This window comes from Amycolatopsis sp. MJM2582 (assembly GCF_000754115.1).
In the GTDB taxonomy this organism is placed as follows: domain Bacteria; phylum Actinomycetota; class Actinomycetes; order Mycobacteriales; family Pseudonocardiaceae; genus Amycolatopsis; species Amycolatopsis japonica.
The window spans coordinates 1,510,574-1,529,846 of sequence record NZ_JPLW01000002.1 but is presented as its reverse complement, the minus strand read 5'-3'; the positions used below and the strand labels follow the sequence as shown (position 1 = coordinate 1,529,846).

Below are 19,273 nucleotides of genomic sequence, written 5' to 3'. Positions count from 1 at the left end.
TTGTTGTCAACACATCCTTCGACTGGTGGATGTGGCGGTCCGTCCATGCCTTCTTCCGGTGTGCCGCCGGACGCGATTCCACGATGTGCGGTGGATTGACAACCGGTCCGATAAAATGAATGGCAGGTATTGCCACCCTGCGTAGCGCCGGGCGCTTTTCGGTCGAATCGTTGTTCCCACCATCGGCGGTACAGACGATCTCGCGGTCCGGGCAGCGTGTTGTTCCGGCCCGATGCGGACTTCCGGTTCCACGGGTGGGGGAACAAGGAATGCGACGCGGTACGGAACGCGGCAATCAAATCGCGGTTTACTGCTACAGGGGAGGAATCGGTCATGCGCTCTGTGTCGGAACAGTACGGCCACACTGGACGGAATCCGGTGCCGAAACGACGGCTCCAAGAGATACTGGCCCGCTTGGCCGGCGGGCACGGCGTTCCTGGAGCACAGCTCGCGGTGCTCGACGGTGGCGTGACGACAGTGGTCCAGACCGGTGTCGAGCACCAGGACAGAAAGAGACCGATGGGCCCGTCGTCCGCCGTACCGATCGGATCGGTCACCAAAGTGGCCACCGCCACGGTCGTGATGGCGCTGATCGCGGACGACGATCTCGAACTGGACCAGCCGGTCGGCGAGATCTTGGGCGAACCCGGTCTCGCCGAGGGAGTGACACCACGACATCTGCTGAGCCACACCAGCGGTCTGCCCTCCGATCCGGCCGACGTCACCGGGGTGTGCCTGCGTGAGATCCGAGCGGCGGTTTCCGTCTGCCCGCCCGGCACCGCGTTCTCGTATTCGAATCTGGGCTACGCCTTGGCGGGCTCACTGATCGAAGCGGTCACCGGGATGACCTGGCGTGAAGCCGTCGAGGCGATACTCCTGCGGCCATTGAAGATCGAGCCCGCCTACGCCGGAAGTCCGAGAACCGTTCCCGGGCACGGACGCGCCACGGGCCCGGCCGGTGCCCGTCCGGTCGAGCAGGCGCTGCCGCCGATGCTCGAACCCGCCGGTGCGCTGGCGTTGAGCGCCGCGGACCTCGTCGAACTCGGCCGGGTCCATTTGGGAAAGCCGGGATTGCTCGACGTCGTGACCGCCGCGGACATGCACCGGCGGGTGCCCGATGCCGAGCCGTACGGTCTCGCCGACGGCTGGGGTCTGGGAATCGCGCACTACGAGGACGGCGACGAAGTCTGGCTCGGCCACGACGGCACCGCCGACGGCACCTCGTGCCAGTTGCGGATCGATCAGGCGGGCGCCTGCGTCGTGGCGTTCACCGCGAACGGTGCCGCGGGCACGGACATGTGGCACGACCTCGTCGCCGAGCTCCGCGCGCTCGGCCTCGCGATCCCGGAGCGCCGACCGACCGCACCGGCCCGCCCGGTCCCGATCGCGGCCGGCGACTTCGGCACCTATCGCAACGGTGCCCTCGACTACACGATCCGCCCCGGCGAACACGGCGGAGCCGAACTGGTCGCCGACGGCGAGGTCTTCCCCGGACTCACCCTCCACGACGACGCCTCGTTCACGGTGCGCGACCCCGTCACCGGGCGCCCGACACCGTGCGGCCGGCTGCGCGGAACGCCCGGTGAGGCGACCGCGATCGAAATCGGCGGCCGTCTCGCGCGGCGTCACTGAGCTGCCTTCTCCCTCCCCGTCCCCTGGCCCACCTCGGTGGGTTCGCTTGTTGTGCCTGGAAGGTACCGAAAAGATGACCGTGCTCGACACGACGGCCACCCCCGGAGCCGAAAGAGCCGTCGCCCTGCCGGAACTGTTCGCCGCGCGGGTGCGTTCCACCCCGGACGCGGTCGCCGTGGACGGCCATGGTGGACAGCTGACCTACGCCGCACTCGCCGACCGTGCCGCACGCCTCGCCGCCCGGCTGGTCCGGCTCGGAGTGCGTGCCGAGGACAGGGTCGGGTTGCTGCTCGAAAGGTCCGCCGAACTCGTCGTCGCCGAGCTGGCGATCGTGATGGCGGGCGGGGTCTACGTGCCGCTCGACCGGCGCGCCCCTGAGGACCGCTCGCGGCTGGTGCTGGCCACCGCGGGTGTCTCGGTGCTGATCACGGACGAACCCGAGCGCGCCGCGCGAATCCACAGTGGACGGATCGTCGTCGCGGGACGGTCACTCGCGCCGCCGGATGTGACGCTTCCGCGAGTCGACGCGGACCAGCTGGCGTATCTCATGCACACGTCGGGCTCGACCGGGACGCCGAAGGGAGTGGCGGTCCGGCATCGGGATGTCGCGGCGCTGGCGGCCGACGGCCGGTTCGCGGGTGGCGCGCACCGCCGGGTCCTGCTGCATTCCCCGGCCGCGTTCGACGCGTCGACCTACGAATTGTGGGTGCCGCTGCTCGGCGGCGGGACGGTGGTGATCGCGCCGCCGGGCGAGCCGGACGTGGAGATGCTGCGCGAGATCATCGGCCGGTACGAGGTCACCTCGCTCTGGCTGACCGCGGGGCTGTTCCGGGTCGTGGCACAGGAGGCGCCGGACTGTTTCCTTGGTGTGGAAGAGGTATGGACGGGCGGAGACGTGGTCCCGCCGGCCGCCGTCCGCCGGGTGCTGGCGGCCTGCCCCGGTCTCACCGTGACCGACGGCTACGGCCCCACCGAAACCACCACCTTCGCCACCTCGCGTCCGATGTCCACAAAGGACGATGTGCCGGACCCCGTGCCGATCGGCCGCCCACTCGACGGAATCCGCGCCCACGTCCTCGACGAGGCGCTGAACGCCGTCCCGGCCGGGCAGGCGGGGGAGCTGCACCTGTCCGGGACCGGGCTGGCCCGTGGGTACTGGGGCAGACCGGGTGCGACCGCGGACCGTTTCGTGGCCGATCCCGCCGTCCCCGGCGGCCGGATGTACCGGACCGGTGATCTGGTGCGGTACAACGACGACGGCGAACTGGAGTTCCTCGGCCGGACAGACGACCAGGTCAAGGTCCGCGGTTTCCGGGTCGAGCTCGGGGAGATCGAATCGGTGCTGGCCGCCGCGCCGGGTGTGGGCGAGGTGGTGGTCGTCGCCCGTGAGCGAAAGCCGGGCGTCAAGCGGTTGGTCGCCTACGTCGTGACCGCGCCGGGCGAGGCGCTCGACGATCTCGCGGAGACGGCCGCGGCGGTGCTGCCGGACTACATGGTGCCGTCGGCGTTCGTCGTCCTCGACGCACTTCCGCTCAACGCCAACGGGAAGGTCGATCGCCGCGCCCTGCCCGCGCCCCCGGAGGAGAGCCGGACGGAAACCGGGCCGCGCTCGGAAACGGAACGTGCCGTCGCCGACGTGCTGGCGGGCGTGCTCGGAATGGACCGCGTCGCGAGCGATGACGACTTCTTCGCCCTGGGCGGCGATTCGCTCCTCGCGGTGCAGGCGTTGTCCCGGCTGCGCCGGACCTTCGGCGTGACCTTGTCGGCTCGTGCCGTGTTCGACGCACCCACCGTGACCGGACTGGCCCGGCTGGTCGACGAGGCGCAACCCGCCGGGAACGACGCGATCCCGGCCGCACCGTCGACCCAGGTGCTCCCGCTTTCGCCCGCCCAGCGGCGTCTGTGGTTCCTCGACGAGCTGACCGGGGACAGTGCGGAGTACAACACGGCGGTCGGTCTCCGGCTTTCCGGGCCGCTGGACGTCGACGCCCTGCGCGGTGCGCTGGCCGCGCTCTGCGCCCGTCACGAGTCCCTGCGCACGACCTTCGACGAAGGTTCCCAGCGCATCGCCGACAGGGCCGAGATACCGCTGCGTGTCAAGGGAACCGCCGCCGACGATGCCACCTTGGCGGCGGACCTGAGCGTCCCGTTCGACCTGCGCAGCGGCCCCCTGACGAGGGCCACGCTCTATCGCCAGGGACCGGAGGAGCATCTGCTCGTCCTGTGCCAGCACCACATCGTCACCGACGGCCGGTCGATCGGGATCCTGACCTGCGAGCTGCTCGACTTCTACGCCGGTGTGACCCCGCCGCCGCTGGAGTCGGGTTACCGCGATTACACGCACTGGCGCCGTCAGACCGACAACGACGCCCAGCTCGGCTACTGGCGTGCGGCGCTCGACGGACTCGAACCGCTGGCTTTCCCGACCGACCGCCCGAGGCCCGCCCGGCGCGGTACGGCAGGCGCGGTGCACCACCACGATCTGCCCTCGGAACTCGTCCGCGGCCTCACGGACGCGGGACGTCCGCACGGGGCGACGTTGTTCATGACCCTGACCGCGGCCGTGCAACTCCTCCTGTCGGCCTACGGCGGTCAGCGCGACATCGCGGTCGGCACCGCGGTCGCCGGGCGCGACCGGCCCGAATGGGAGCCGCTGACCGGGTTCTTCGTGAACACCCTCGTACTTCGCTCGCGAATCGATCCCGCTCGCCCTTTCCCCGCTTTCCTGGCCGGGTTCCGGGAGACGGCGCTGGAGGCGTTCGCGCACGCCGACGTCCCCTTCGACCGGGTCGTCGAAGCGGTGCAGCCGGAGCGCGATCCGTCGCGGACGCCGCTGGTTCAGGCGGTCGTCGTCCTGCAGAGCCCGCTGGTCCGCCCGCGTGAGGTCGCCGGTCTGCGGGTTTCGGAGTACGACCTGCCCCGGCCGTCGGCCAGGTTCGACCTCGTCGTCGAGTTCTGGCCGAGGGAAGACGGACTGAGGATCACCGTCGAGTACGCCACCGCGCTTTTCGACAGCGCGACGATCGAGCGGCTGGCCGCGAGCCTGGAAGCCCTCCTCACCGGGATCGCCGCCGATCCGGATCGCCCGGTGGGCGAGTTGCCGCTGCTCACCGAGGCCGACCACCGGCTCCTGCCGTCGCCGTACCCCGCTCCGTCGATGACCATCACGCGCCTGTTCGACCACCACGCCGAGCAGCATCCGCAGGCTCCCGCGGTGGTCTCCGGTGCGGACCGCCTCGACTACGGCGAGCTGCGCGCCCGGGCCGACCGCCTGGCGGGACGGCTGATCGAACTCGGTGTGCGTCCGGAAGACCGGGTCGGCGTGCTGATGGACCGCTCGGCGGACCTGGTGGTGGCGCTGCTGGCGATCCTCAAGGCCGGCGCCGCCTACCTGCCGCTGGACCTGCGTGCGCCGGCCGACCGCCTGCGCCTTCTGCTCGACGGCACGTCGCTTCTGCTCACCGACGAGACGTGGCACGGAACCGCCGCCACCGTCCACAACGGACGGATACTGACGCTGCCGTCCACCGGGGACGCGGCCACGGTCACGGTCGAGCCCGCGAACCTTGCCTATGTCGAGTACACCTCGGGCTCCACCGGCGTACCGAAAGGCGTGGCGGTCCGGCACGCCGACGTGGTCGCGCTGGCCACGGACCCGCGGTTCAGCGGCGGAGCGCACGAGCGGGTGCTGCTGCACTCGCCGCTGGCGTTCGACGCCTCCACCTACGAGCTGTGGGTCCCGCTCCTCAACGGCGGCACCGTGGTCGTCGCACCACCGGGGGACGTCGACGCGGAGGTGGTGCGCGAGCTGACCGAGCGACACGGTGTGACCGCCCTCTGGCTCACCGCCGGACTCTTCCGGCTCTTCGCCGGTGACACGCCCGAGTGTTTCCGCGGCCTCCGGGAAGTCTGGACCGGCGGCGACGTCGTCCCACCCGAAGCAGTGCGCCGCGTGCTCGGCAGCTGCCCCGGTGTCGCGGTCGTCGACGGCTACGGGCCGACCGAAACCACCACGTTCGCGACCTCGTTCCGCATGACGTCCGCGGACGCGGTCCCCGAAACAATCCCGATCGGGACTCCGCTGACCGGGATGCGCGTCTACCTGCTCGACGACGGACTGCGGCCGGTCCCACGCGGCGCGCTCGGCGAGATCTGCGTCGCCGGCCCGGGGCTCGCCCGCGGGTACGCTGGCCGGCCGGGCGCGACGGCCGACCGGTTCGTCGCCTGCCCGTACGGCGCCCCCGGCGAACGCATGTACCGCACCGGTGACCGCGGGCGGTGGCGTGCCGACGGGACCCTCGAATTCGCCGGCCGGGCCGACGACCAGCTCAAGATCCGCGGCTTCCGGGTCGAACCCGGTGAGGTGGAACGTGCCCTCACCGCCCGGCCCGAGGTCGCGGAGGCGGTGGTGACCGCGCGCACCGGGTCCGGCCGCAAACACCTGGTCGCCTACGTCGTGGCCGCGGACGGGTCCACAGTGGACACCGGGGCATTGCGCGAGAGCCTTGGCCGGACCCTGCCGGACTACCTCGTGCCGTCGGCGTTCGTTGTCCTCGACGCGCTTCCCCTCAACGCCAACGGGAAGGTCGATCGGCGCGCACTGCCGGAGCCGGGCTTCGAGCCCGCGTCGAGCGGGAGAACGGCGCCGCGGACCGAGCGGGAAGCGGTGCTCGCGGGGATCTGGGCCGACGTGCTGGGACTCGACCGGGTCGGGGTCGAGGACAACTTCTTCGCCCTCGGCGGCGACTCGATCCTCGGCATCCAGGTCAGCGCGCGGGCACGGAAGGCGGGGCTGTCGATCACGACGGCGGACCTGTTCCGGTATCAGACCATCGCCGCCCTCGCCCCGGCCTTGACCGACGTCTCCACGGTCCCGGATCGAGGTCCCGTCACCGGGGACGTCGTGCCGACGCCGATCCAGCGCTGGTTCTTCGACACGATCTCCGGGCCGGCCCGGTTCGATCAGGAGATCGAGGTCGAGCTGGCGAACGGCACCGACGAGGCCGCGCTCGCCGCGGCCATCGGCGCGCTGATCGAACACCACGACGCCTTGCGCACGACTTTCACCCGCGACGGAGACCAGTGGCGGCTGCGCATCGCCGGTGCCGAGGACGGGCATTCGCTGCTGCGCTGGAGGTTGTCCGGTCCTCCGGAGCGGCGTGTGCTGCATCTGTCCGCGCATCATCTCGCCGTCGACGGCGTGTCCTGGCGGATCCTGCTCGAAGATCTCGACCAGGCCTACCGGAAGGCCGATCTCGGCCCGAGGACGACCTCGTTCCAGGAGTGGGCGGCACGTCTGTCCGCCCATGCGGAAGAGGGTGGCTTCGACGACGAACTGGAGCATTGGCGCTCGATTCCCGAGGTCACTCCGATCCCGGTCGACGGGATCGGGGCGAACACAGTGGACCGGGCCCGCGCCGTGACGGTGCGGCTGACCGCCGGGGAGACGCGGTCACTGCTGCGGCAGGTCCCCGAGGTCTACCGGACCCAGGTCAACGACCTCCTGCTGGCCGCGCTCGGCCGCACGCTGCGGGACTGGACCGGCCGGGTTCCGGTGATCGACCTGGAGGGCCACGGCCGCGAGGACCTGTTCGACGGCGTGGACCTGTCGCGCACGGTGGGCTGGTTCACCAGCCTGTTCCCGGTGGCGCTGGACGTCCCGGACGACTGGGGCGCCGCGATCAAAGCGGTGAAGGAGCGGCTGCGTGCGGTCCCGCGCCGCGGCATCGGCTACGGCGCGCTGCGCTATCTGTCCGGCACCGCGCCCGCCATCGATCCCCAGATCAGCTTCAACTACCTCGGGCAGTTCGAGCTGACCGGTGAGCTCTACACGGGCTCGCCCGGCGAACTGTCCTTGGCCGCCGACCCCGGCGGCGTCCGTCCCCATCTGCTCGACGTGGTGGGCCAGGTCACCGGCGACACGCTGGAGTTCACCTGGCACTACGCGGAAGGCGTGCACGAAGAGGCCACCGTGACCCGGTTGGCCGAAGGCATGCTGGAGAACCTGCGTGGACTCCTCGGGCACTGCGCCGAACCCGGTGCGGGCGGGCGGACGCCGTCGGACTTCCCGCTGGCGGGGCTCGACCAGTCCACTGTGGACGAGCTGGTGGGCGACGGCCGGGACGTCGAGGACGTGTACCCGCTGACGCCGATGCAGGCGGGCATGGTGTTCCACAGCCTGGCCCGGCCCGGCGATCGCAACTACTTCGAACAGATCACCTTCACCGTCGACGACGTTCCCGATCCCCGTGCGCTCGTCGCGGCCTGGCGACGAGTGGTCGAGCGGACCCCGGTCCTGCGCAGCCGGATCGTCTGGGAAGGGGTACCGCGTCCGCTGCAGATCGTGCTGCGGACGGCGGAGATCCCGGTGAGCTGCCCGGACTGGTCCACAGTGGACGCCGAGGAGGCGCTGCGGCGGGAGCTGGCCGAAGACCTCGCCGAAGGGCTCGACCTGACCCGCGCCCCGCTGACACGGCTGGTCGTCGCCAAGGAGTCGGCGGCCTCGGTCCGGGTGATCTGGACGTTCCATCACGTGCTGCTGGACGGTTGGAGCGTCTTCGGTGTCCTGTCCGACGTCCTCGCCGTGCTGCGTGGTGAAGAGCCACCGGTGCGTCGTCCGTTCCGCGACTACGCCGGATGGCTCGCCGAGCAGGACGACGAAGCCGCCGAAGCCCATTGGCGGGCCGAACTCGCCGGGGTGACGCCGACCCCGCTGCCCGGTGATCGCGGCGCTCGCGCACACGCCGCCAGCTCGTCAGCCCGGGTACCGGTGGACTTCGACGACGCCACGACCGCCCGGATCCACGCGTTCGCGCGACGGCACCACCTGACACTCAACACGATCGTCCAGGGCGCCTGGGCGGCGCTGCTTTCCCGCTACAGCGGCGAATCCGAGGTGTGTTTCGGCGCGACGGTGTCGGGCAGGCCGGTCGAGCTGCCGGGAGCGGACGACATCGCGGGTCTGTTCATCAACACCCTGCCGGTGCGGGTCCGGCTCGACGCCGGGCACGGTCTCGTCGACTGGCTTCGCGAACTGCAGGCGGCGCAGGCGGAATCCCGCCGGTACGGCCATGTCGGCCTGCCGCGGTTGCAGTCCTGGAGCGACACCGGCGGCAGCCTGTTCGACAGCATCGTCGTCTTCGAGAACTATCCGGTGGCGGACGTCGCGGGGATGGCGGACGTCCGCGCGGCCGAACGCACCAACTACCCGCTCGGGGTCGTCGCGTATCCGGGCCGCCGGTTGTCGCTGATGCTGACCCACGACCCCGAGCTGATCGGACCGGATCTCGCCCGGCGGCTCGCCGGCCACCTCGAAACGTTGATCCGTGGCTTCGCGGACGCGCCGTACGAGCCCGTGACACGGGTGCCCATGTTGTCGGAGCGGGAGATCCGGCACCTGCTTCGCGAGCGCGATGCCACCGCCCGGCGGATACCGGAGGGGTCGGTACCGGAGCTGTTCGAGGCTCGCGCACGCCGGGATCCCGGCGCCGTGGCGCTGGTGACCGATGAGGAGACCGTCACCTACGGCGAACTCGAAGTCCGGGCGAACCGCCTGGCGAACCGGCTGCGGGAGCTCGGCGTCCGCGCCGAGAACCGGGTCGCGCTCCTGATGGACCGCTCGCCCGCGCTCGTGGTGGCCGAACTCGCGATCCTGAAGGCGGGCGGCGCCTACCTGCCGTTGGACCTGCGCGCGCCCAGCGAGCGGTTGCGGCTGCTGCTGAGCGAAGCCGGGGCGGACGTCCTCGTCGCCGACGAGGCTTGGCTGTCCACCGCCGAGGAGATCCACGACGGCGTGATCGTCACGGACGCGGGTGACGCCCCGGAGGCCGCGCCCGTGGTGCCGGTCGACCCCGAGCAGCTCGCCTACGTCATCTACACCTCTGGCTCGACGGGCAAACCGAAGGGTGTCGCCGCCCGGCATCGCGACGTCCTCGCTCTCGCGGCCGAGCAGCGCTTCGTGGCCCATGACCGGGTGCTGCTGCACTCACCGCAGGCCTTCGACGCGTCCACCTACGAGCTGTGGGTGCCGTTGCTGAACGGTGGCACGGTCGTCCTGGCGCCGCCGGGGGAACTCGACGTCCACACGCTCGGCCGGGTGATCACCGCGCACGCCGTGACAGGGGTCTTCATGACGACCGGGCTGTTCCGGCTCGTCGCGCAGGAGGCCCCGGAGATGTTCGCCGGCGTGCGCGAGGTCTGGACCGGCGGCGACGCCGTTCCCGCCGTCGCGCTGCGCCGGGTCCGGGCCGCTTGCCCGCGGACCCTGGTCGCCGACGTCTACGGCCCCACCGAGACCACGACCTTCGCCACCGTGCACCCGCTGCCGGGCGAGGTACCCGACGTCGTGCCGATCGGGGCACCGCTGGACAACACCCGTGCCTACGTCCTCGACGACGACTTGTGCCTGGTGCCGCCGGGTGCGCCCGGCGAACTGCATCTCGCCGGGGCAGGGCTCGCGCGGGGCTACCTCGGACGGCCCGGGCTGACCGCGGACCGGTTCGTCGCGGATCCGTTCGGCCCGCCGGGGGAGCGGATGTACCGCACCGGTGACGTGGTGCGCTGGAACGACGAGGAGGCCCTCGAATTCGTCGGCCGGGTGGACGAACAGGTCAAGATCCGCGGCTTCCGTGTCGAACCGAGCGAGATCGAGGCCGCGCTGGGCGAGCACCCCGGCGTCGAGCAGGCGGCCGTGCTGGCGCGCGCGGACGGCGGGGTGAAACGGCTGGTCGCCTACATCGTCGGCGAGACCGAAGGGCTCGGGGAATTCCTGGGGCGGACCCTGCCGGACTACATGGTCCCGGCGGCGTTCGTCCGGCTGGAGGAATTCCCGGTCAACGTCAACGGGAAGCTCGACCGCACCGCCCTGCCCGCTCCGGATTTCGGGGCGCGTGACCACGTCGCGCCACGCACCGATCGCGAGCTCGTGCTCGCCGGGATCTGGGCGGAGGTGCTGGGTGTCGAACGGGTCGGCGCGACCGACGACTTCTTCGAACTGGGCGGCGACTCGATCCTCAGCATCCAGGTGGTGTCGAGGGCCCGGCGTGCCGGGCTGGAACTGCTGCCCGGCGACCTGTTCGCCCATCGGACCCCGGCGGCGCTCGCCGCCGCGGCCCGCAGCGCCACCGAAGCCGTCCGCCGTGGCCCGGTCAGCGGCGAGGTGCCACTCACCCCGATCCAACGGTGGTTCTTCGCGACCCAGACGGCCGATCCGGAACATTTCCACCAGTTCGTCCATTTAGGACCTAAGCGGATCGACCGCGCCGCCGCGCGCAAGGCCGTGGACGCGCTGCTCGAACACCACGACGCGCTGCGGATGCGGTTCACCCGCGGCGACGGCTGGAAGCAGGAGAACGGTCCTGTCGGCGCCGAGACACCGCTGATCCGCCTCGACCTCTCCGAGCACGGTGTCACCCTCGCCGTGCACCACCTCGTCGTCGACGGTGTCTCGTGGCGGGTGCTCGCCGAGGACTTCGACCGCGGTTACGCCCAAGCGCTGCGGGGCGAGGCGATCGACCTCGGGCCGCGCCCCACCTCCTTCCGGGAGTGGGCGATCAGGCTCGCCGAGCACACCGCCGGCGGCGGATTCGACGACGAACTCGACCACTGGCACGGCCTGCCGACGGACACCTCGATCCCGGTCGACGGCGAGGGTGCGGCCACGGTCGCCTCGATGCGCGAGGTCACCGTGCGGCTCCCCGCGGCGGAGACCGAGGCGCTGCTGAGGGAAGTGCCCGCCGCCTATCGCACGCAGGTCAACGACGTGCTGCTCACCGCGCTGGGCCGGGTGCTGCGGGACTGGACGGGCAAGATGCCGGTCATCGACCTGGAAGGACACGGGCGCGAAGACCTGTTCGACGACGTCGATCTGTCCCGCACGGTGGGCTGGTTCACCAGCGTCTTCCCGGTCGCGCTGGACGTGCCCGAAGGCTGGGGTACGGCACTGAAGTCGGTGAAGGAGCAGCTCCGGGCCGTGCCACGGCGAGGGATCGGCTACGGCGCCCTGCGTCACCTGGCCGGGACCGTGCCGCCGATCGACCCCGCGGTGAGTTTCAACTACCTCGGCCGTTTCACCTCGGGCAGGCTGGAATCGGACGAGAGCGAGCTTTCGGCGCGAGCGCATCTGCTCGACGTCGTCGGCCGCGTCGAGTCCGGCGAACTCGAACTGACCTGGTACTACACCGAGGGCGTCCATCGCAGGTCCACAGTGGACAGGCTCGCCGAGGCGATGCTGACCGCCCTGCGGGAGATCATCGCGCATTGCACCGAACCGGAGGCCGGTGGGCGCACCCCGTCCGACTTCCCGCTGCTCGCGCTTGACCAATCCACAGTGGACGCCCTCGTCGGGGACGGCAGGGCGGTCGAAGACCTCTACCCGCTCACGCCGATGCAGGCGGGGATGGTGTTCCACTCGTTGTCACAGCCGGACGAGCGGCTCTACTTCCAGCAGGTCGGTTTTGTCGTCGAAGGCGTCGAGGACGTCGACGCGCTGGCCGAAGCCTGGCAGCACGTCGTCGATCGCACGCCCGTGCTGCGCACGACGATCGCCTGGGAGGGTGTGCCGGAGCCGGTGCAGGTGGTGCGGCGACGGGTGACCGTCCCGGTCAACCGGCTCGACTGGCGTGCCCACACGGCCGGAGGGCAGGAGCGGTTCTGGCAGGAGGTCTTGGCCGCGGACCGTGCCGAGGGGCTGGACCTGGACGGCGAAGCCTTGCTGCGGCTGACTCTGGCGCGGCTGTCGGACACGGAAGTCCGGGTGCTGTGGACGTTCCACCATGTCCTGCTCGACGGCTGGAGCGTCTTCGGAGTGCTGTCCGACGTCTTCGCCGCCTATGCCGGGGACGAACCGTCCGAACGGCCACCGTTCCGGGATTACGTCGCGTGGCTGGACCGCCAGGACGACACCGAGGCGGAACGCCACTGGCGTCGCGAACTCGGCGACTTCACCGCACGTGGCCGGCTCACGGCGCAGGACCACACGAGCCGGTCGGCCGAGTGGCTGCGGGTCCCGGTCGAAAGCTCGGCGCGGCTCGGGGAAGCCGCGCGCAAGGCGGGCCTCACGATGAACACCGTCCTGCAGGGCGCGTGGGCGCTGGTGCTGTCCCGGCTGACAGGGGAGCGTGACGTCTGTTTCGGCACCACCGTTTCCGGTCGCCCGGTCGACCTGACCGGCGCCGACGACATCACCGGGATCTTCATCAACACGCTCCCGGTCCGCGTCACCACCGATCGGTCGCCGGTCGCCCCATGGCTGGCGGCGTTGCAGGACCGCCAAGTGGAGTCCCGCAGGTACGGGCATCTGCCGCTGACGAAGCTGCAGGCGTGGAGCGGGACGGACGGCAGCCTCTTCGACAGCCTCGTCGTCTTCGAGAACTATCCGATCGCTTCGGCGACGCGCGACGGGCTGCGGTTGCGGGACGTCGACGCCGCCGAAACGACGAACTACCCGATTAGCGTCGTCGCGTCGCCGGGGGAACGGCTGAGCCTCGACGTCGGCTACGACCCCGATCTGTTCGACGCCGCGACGGCCGAGCGGATCACGGACCAGCTCGTGGGTGTGCTCGACGCCTTCGCCGAGGACCTGAACCGTCCGCTCGACACCATCGACCTGCTCACCGACGCCGAACGTCTCCAGATCCTCGGCGACTGGAACGACACCGCGCGTCCGCTGCCGGAAGGAAGTCTCGCCGAGCTCTTCGGACGGCAGGTCGCGCACGCGCCCGGCGCGATCGCCCTCGTCGGCGACGGAGTCCGCCTGACCTACGCGGACCTGGACGAGCGCGCGGACCGGCTCGCCCGCCGTCTGGTGTCACTCGGCGCCGGCCCCGAAACCGTCGTCGGCGTGCTCATGGACCGCTCGCCGGAGCTGGTCGTCGCCGAACTCGCCGTCGTCAAAGCCGGTGCGGCGTACCTCCCGCTGGACACGAGGGCGCCCGGGCCACGGTTGAAGACACTGCTGGACGGTGTGCCGATCCTCGTCACCGACCGGGTCCGCGCCGACGCGTCTGTCTACAGTGGACAGATTGTCGTCCCCGACGGCCGGACCGCGGACGTCGCGCTCCCCGAGGCGGCGCCGGACAACCTCGCGTACGTGATGTACACATCTGGTTCGACGGGCAGGCCGAAGGGCGTGGCCGTACGTCAGCGTGACGTCGTCGCCCTCGCCGCCGACCGGCGCTTCGCCGCGCACGAGCGGGTGCTGCTGCACGCTTCGCCCGCCTTCGACGCCTCCACCTACGAGCTGTGGGTCCCGCTGCTCAACGGCGGCACCGTCGTCGTGGCCCCTCCGGGAGACCTGGACGTGGACACCCTCCGCCGGATCATCGCCGAGTACGAGGTCCACGGGGCGTTCTTCACCGCCGGGCTGTTCCGGCTGCTCGCGCAGGAGGCTCCGGAGACCTTCCGCGGGATGCGCGAGGTGTGGGCAGGCGGCGACGTCGTCCCGGCCGCCGCGGTCCGCCGGGTACAGGAGGCGTGCCCGTGCACGGTCGTCGTCGACGGCTACGGTCCGACCGAGACGACGACCTTCGCCACCTCGCAGCCGATCCCGGACGACGTCGCCGGTGCCGTCCCGATCGGGAAACCGCTCGACAACATGCGGACCTACGTCCTCGACGCCGAACTACGGCTCGTGCCGCAAGGAGTGCCTGGTGAGCTGTACATCGCCGGGGCCGGGCTCGCTCGCGGGTATTTCGGTGATCCGGCGCTGACCGCCGACCGGTTCGTGCCCGACCCGTTCGGCCCGCCGGGGGAGCGGATGTACCGCACCGGCGACCTCGTCCGCTGGAACCCGCTCGGCGAACTGGAGTACACCGGGCGCGCCGACGAGCAGGTCAAGGTCCGCGGTTTCCGGATCGAACCGGCCGAGATCGAGGCCGCGCTGACCGCGCATCCGGGCGTCGGCCAGGCCGCGGTGCTGACCAGGGAGGACCACGGCGTCAAACGGCTCGTCGCCTACCACACGGGCGACGCGGACGGCCTCGCCGGATTCCTCGGCCGGACCCTGCCCGACTACATGGTGCCCGCCGCGTTCGTCCGGCTCGACCGCTTCCCGTTGACCGCCAACGGGAAGATCGACCGCCGCGCCCTGCCGGCGCCGGATTTCGGCGACAAGACGGCCCGGACCGCGCCCGCGACCGAGGCCGAACGCGCGCTCGCCGCGATCTGGTCCGACGTGCTCGGCGTCGCGGACGTCGGCGCCGAGGCCAACTTCTTCGCACTGGGCGGCGACTCGATCGTCAGCATCCAGGTCGTGTCGCGCGCCCGCCGCGCCGGGTTGAGCCTGCTGCCCCACGACGTCTTCCGGCATCCGACCCTCGCCGCGCTGGCCGCCCACGCCGGTGGCGACGCCGGGCCGCGCGCCGAACAGGGGCCGGTCACCGGGACGGCGCCGCTCACCCCGATCCAGCACTGGTACTTCGACGGTCTGCCGGACCGGTTCGACCAGCGAGTGGTGCTGGAGTTCACCGAGGACATCGATGAAGCCGCGCTTCGCCGCGCGCTGGAAGCCGTGTGGGCACAGCACGACGGGCTGCGACTGCGGTTCGAGCGTGACGGCGTCCAGTACGGCGAACCGGTGTGGCCGGCCGAACTGCTCACCGACGAGATCGCCTTCGACCTGGAGCGCGGTCCCTTGTTGGCCGCGGTGCTCGACGGGCGGCGGCTGACCCTGGCCGCGCACCACCTCGTCGTCGACGGCGTCTCCTGGCGGATCCTGCTGGAGGATCTGGAAACCGCCTACCGCGGTGGCGAACTCGGGCCGAAGACGACGTCGTACCTGGAGTGGGCCCGGCGGCTGGCCGAGCACGCCGAGTCCGGCGGATTCGACGACGAACTGGCGTACTGGCGTGGGATTCCGGCGCCGTCGGCCGATGATGAACCGGCCACGATCGCCGACACGGGCGAGGTGACGGTCCGGCTCACCGCCGAGGAGACCCGGGCACTTCTCCAGGACGTTCCCGAGGTCTATCGCACGCAGGTCAACGACGTGTTGCTCACCGCGCTGGGCCGGGTTCTCCGGGACTGGACCGGGCAGACCCCGGTGATCGACCTCGAGGGCCACGGACGCGAAGACCTGTTCGACGACGTCGACCTGTCCCGCACGGTCGGCTGGTTCACCAGCGTGTTCCCCGTGGCGCTCGACGTCCCGGACGGCTGGGGTGCCGCGCTCAAAGCGGTGAAGGAACAGCTCCGGGCGGTGCCGCGGCGGGGAATCGGGTACGGCGCCCTGCGGTATCTCACCGGTACCGCGCCGGCCATCGATCCCCGGATCGGCTTCAACTACCTCGGCCGGTTCGACGACACCGAGGCGGGCGCGTTCCGGACCGGCGCCCTCGACGCCGACGTCGACCCGGCCGCTCCCGCGAGCCACACGCTCGACATCGTCGGCCGCGTCGTGGCCGGGACACTGGAGCTGACCTGGGCGCACGTGGAGACCCGGCACGATCGCGGCACCGTCGAAGAGCTGGCGGAGCGGATGCTGACCGCCCTGCGCGAGATCATCGCGCACTGCGCGGCACCGGAGGCCGGTGGCCGCACGCCGTCGGATTTCCCGCTCGTCACCCTCGATCAGTCCACAGTGGACGCATTGGTCGGCGACGGCCGGGCGGTCGAAGACGTCTACCCGGTGACGCCCATGCAGGGTGGGATGCTGTTCCACGGCCTTTCCCAGACGGCGCAAGGCATGTACGTCGAACAGGCGATGTTCGTCCTCGAAGGCGTCACCGACCTCGACCGGCTCGCCGCGGCGTGGCAGCGGGTCGTGGACCGCACGCCGGTCCTGCGGACGGCGTTCGTATGGGCCGGCGTCGAGGAGCCGCTGCAGGTGGTACACCGCGAGGTACGGCTGCCGATCCGCGTGCTGGACGGGACCGGTCACGATCTCCAGCGGCTCCTGGCCGAGGACCGCGAACAAGGGCTCGATCTCGCGGAGGCGCCGCTGATGCGCGTGGCGTTCGTGCGGTTGTCGGAGACCGAGGTCCAGGTGCTGTGGACGTTCCACCACGCACTGCTCGACGGCTGGAGCGTCTTCCACGTCCTGTCCGACGTCTGTGGCGCGTACGCCGGGCAGACGCTGCCCACGAGGCCGCCGTTCCGGGACTACCTCGCGTGGCTGGGCGGCCTCGGCCGGGCCGACGCCGAACGCTTCTGGCGTCGCACGCTTTCCGGGATCGACGGGCCGACACCCGTTCCCGGCGACCGGGCGCCCGCGGCCGGGCATATCGCCTGTTCGTCCGAATGGCTGCCCGTCCGCCTGGACGAGGCGGCGACGAGCGGGCTCGACGAGTTCGTCAAACGCCACGGCCTCACGCACAACGCGGTCCTGCAAGGGGCATGGGCCTTGCTGCTGTCGGCGTACAACGGTCACGACGACGTCGTGTTCGGGTCCACCGTCTCCGGCCGTCCGCCCGAGGTGCCCGGCGTGGACGCGATCACCGGCATTTTCATCAACCCGCTGCCGGTCAGGGTCGGGATCGACCGGGGTGCCCGCGTCGCCGAGTGGCTCGCGGATCTTCAGGCGGGCCAGGCCGAAGCCCGCCGTCACGGACATCTTCCGCTCGCGCTGGTCCAAGGCTGGGCGGAGCTGCCGGGGGGAGTGAACCTCTGCGAGAGCCTGGTGGTGTTCGAGAACTATCCGATCACCGGCGCCGAGGCCGGGCACGGGTTGACCGTGCGCGATCTGTCGGCACGAGAGACGACGAACTTCCCGCTGACGGTCGTCGCGTCGCCCGGTCGTGAGCTGAACGTCGACCTCGGCTACGACCCGGCCTTGTTCGACGCGGAAACCGTGAGCCGGCTGGCCGGTCACCTGCTCACGCTGCTCCGGGAGCTGACCGTGGACGGCGCTCGGGCGATCACCGACGTGCCGATGCTGACTCCGGAGGACGAACTACTCCTGGCGGAATGGACGGAAACCGGTACGGTGGCCCCCGCCCGGTCGCTGCCGGACCTCTTCGCCGAGCAGGTCCGCACTCGGCCCGACGCGGTGGCTGCCGTTCTCGACGGTGAACAGGTCACCTATGCCGAGCTGAACCGGCGGGCGAACCGGCTGGCCAACCGCCTGATCGGGCTCGGCCTGCGCCCGGAGGAACCGGTCGGCCTCGCGACGAGCAGGGCGGGCACCGTGGTGGCGGAACTGGCCGTGGTCAAGGCGGGCGGCGCGTATCTGCCGATCGACACGCGAGCCCCGGCGGAACGACGGCGGGTATTGCTCGAAGGTGTGCGGCTCGTCGTGTCCGACACCGGGTACCCGGACGCCATCCGGCTGTCCTCTGTGGACGAAGAGCCGGACGGTGATCCCGCCGTCGTCGTCGATCCCGACCAGCTGGCGTACGTCATGTACACCTCGGGGTCCACCGGAACGCCGAAGGGCGTCGCCGTGCGGCACCGCGACGTCGCCGCCTTGGCTGGGGACAGCCGGTTCCGGAGCGGAGCACACGAAGTGGTCCTGCTGCATTCCCCGGCGGCCTTCGACGCGACCACCTACGAACTGTGGGTACCGCTGCTCACCGGAGGCCGTGTCGTCACCGCCCCGGACGGCGACCTCGACGCGCACCGGCTGCGGACCTTGATCCGCGAGCACGGGCTGACCGGGATGTGGGTCACGGCGGGCCTGTTCCGGGTGCTGGCGCAGGAAAGCCCGGACTGCTTCGCCGGACTGCGGGAGGTGTGGACCGGCGGTGACGTCGTGCCCGCCGAAGCGGTGCGGCGAGTGCTGAGTGCCTGCCCGGGCCTGCGGGTCGTGGACGGCTACGGCCCCACCGAGACGACGACGTTCGCCACCGCCCATCCGATGGACGAGACGGTTCCGGACCGGATCCCCATCGGCACGCCGCTGGACGGCATGGTCGCCCGCGTCCTCGATCCGGATCTGCGCCCGGTGCCGCCGGGAATGCCGGGCGAGCTGTACCTCGCCGGTGCCGGGCTCGCCCGCGGCTACCGCGACCGGCCGGGGCTGACCGCTGACCGGTTCCTCGCGGCCCCGGGCGGGCAACGGATGTATCGCACCGGCGACGTCGTCCGCTGGACCGGAGCGGGCACCCTCGAATTCCTCGGGCGGGCGGACGACCAGGTGAAGCTGCGCGGATTCCGCGTCGAACCCGGCGAGGTCGAGGCCGTGCTGGCCAGGCATCCCGCAGTGGCGCAGGCCGCGGTCGTCGTCCGCGAGGATCAGCCCGGCCTGAAGCAACTCGTCGCCTACGTCGTGTCGGAAGCCGGGCAGGACACGCTCCGGGACTTCCTGGCCGATCGGCTGCCGGACTATCTGGTGCCGTCGGCGTTCGTCGCGCTGGACCGGATCCCGGTCAGCGCCAACGGAAAGCTCGATCGCAAAGCCTTGCCCGCGCCCGCCGCGCCGGAGACCGGGTACGTCGAGCCGGAAACCGAAACCGAACAGGCGCTGGCCGCGATCTGGGCCGAAGTGCTCGGCGTGGAGCGGATCGGCGTCGAGGACAACTTCTTCGCCCTCGGCGGGGATTCGCTGCGAAGCCTGCACATCGCGGCCAAGGCAGGTGCCTTGTTCGCGGTCCGGCTCACCCCGGCCGACGTCCTGACCGCGCGCACCGTCGCGGGGCTGGCCGGAACGGTCGAAGAACTCATCTTGGGCGAGCTCGAAAGCCTCGCCTCCGAAACGGAAGCGTGAGGA

Annotated in this window: 2 protein-coding genes; both read left to right on the top strand. The window is 71.2% G+C overall.

Annotation, left to right across the window (positions count from 1 at the left end; genetic code table 11):
* The first annotated feature begins 333 nt into the window (after positions 1 to 333).
* Entirely contained in the window at positions 334 to 1,632 is a 1,299-nt protein-coding gene (locus tag ED92_RS17205; protein WP_063777602.1) for a serine hydrolase, read from the top strand.
* Positions 1,583 to 19,270 carry a non-ribosomal peptide synthetase gene (locus tag ED92_RS17200; RefSeq protein ID WP_255355337.1) on the top strand — a complete coding sequence of 5,896 codons (17,688 nt, stop codon included), beginning with the start codon at positions 1,583 to 1,585 and terminating at the stop codon, positions 19,268 to 19,270. The genes ED92_RS17205 and ED92_RS17200 overlap by 50 nt, the downstream gene beginning before the upstream one ends.
* The last annotated feature ends 3 nt before the right edge of the window (positions 19,271 to 19,273 follow it).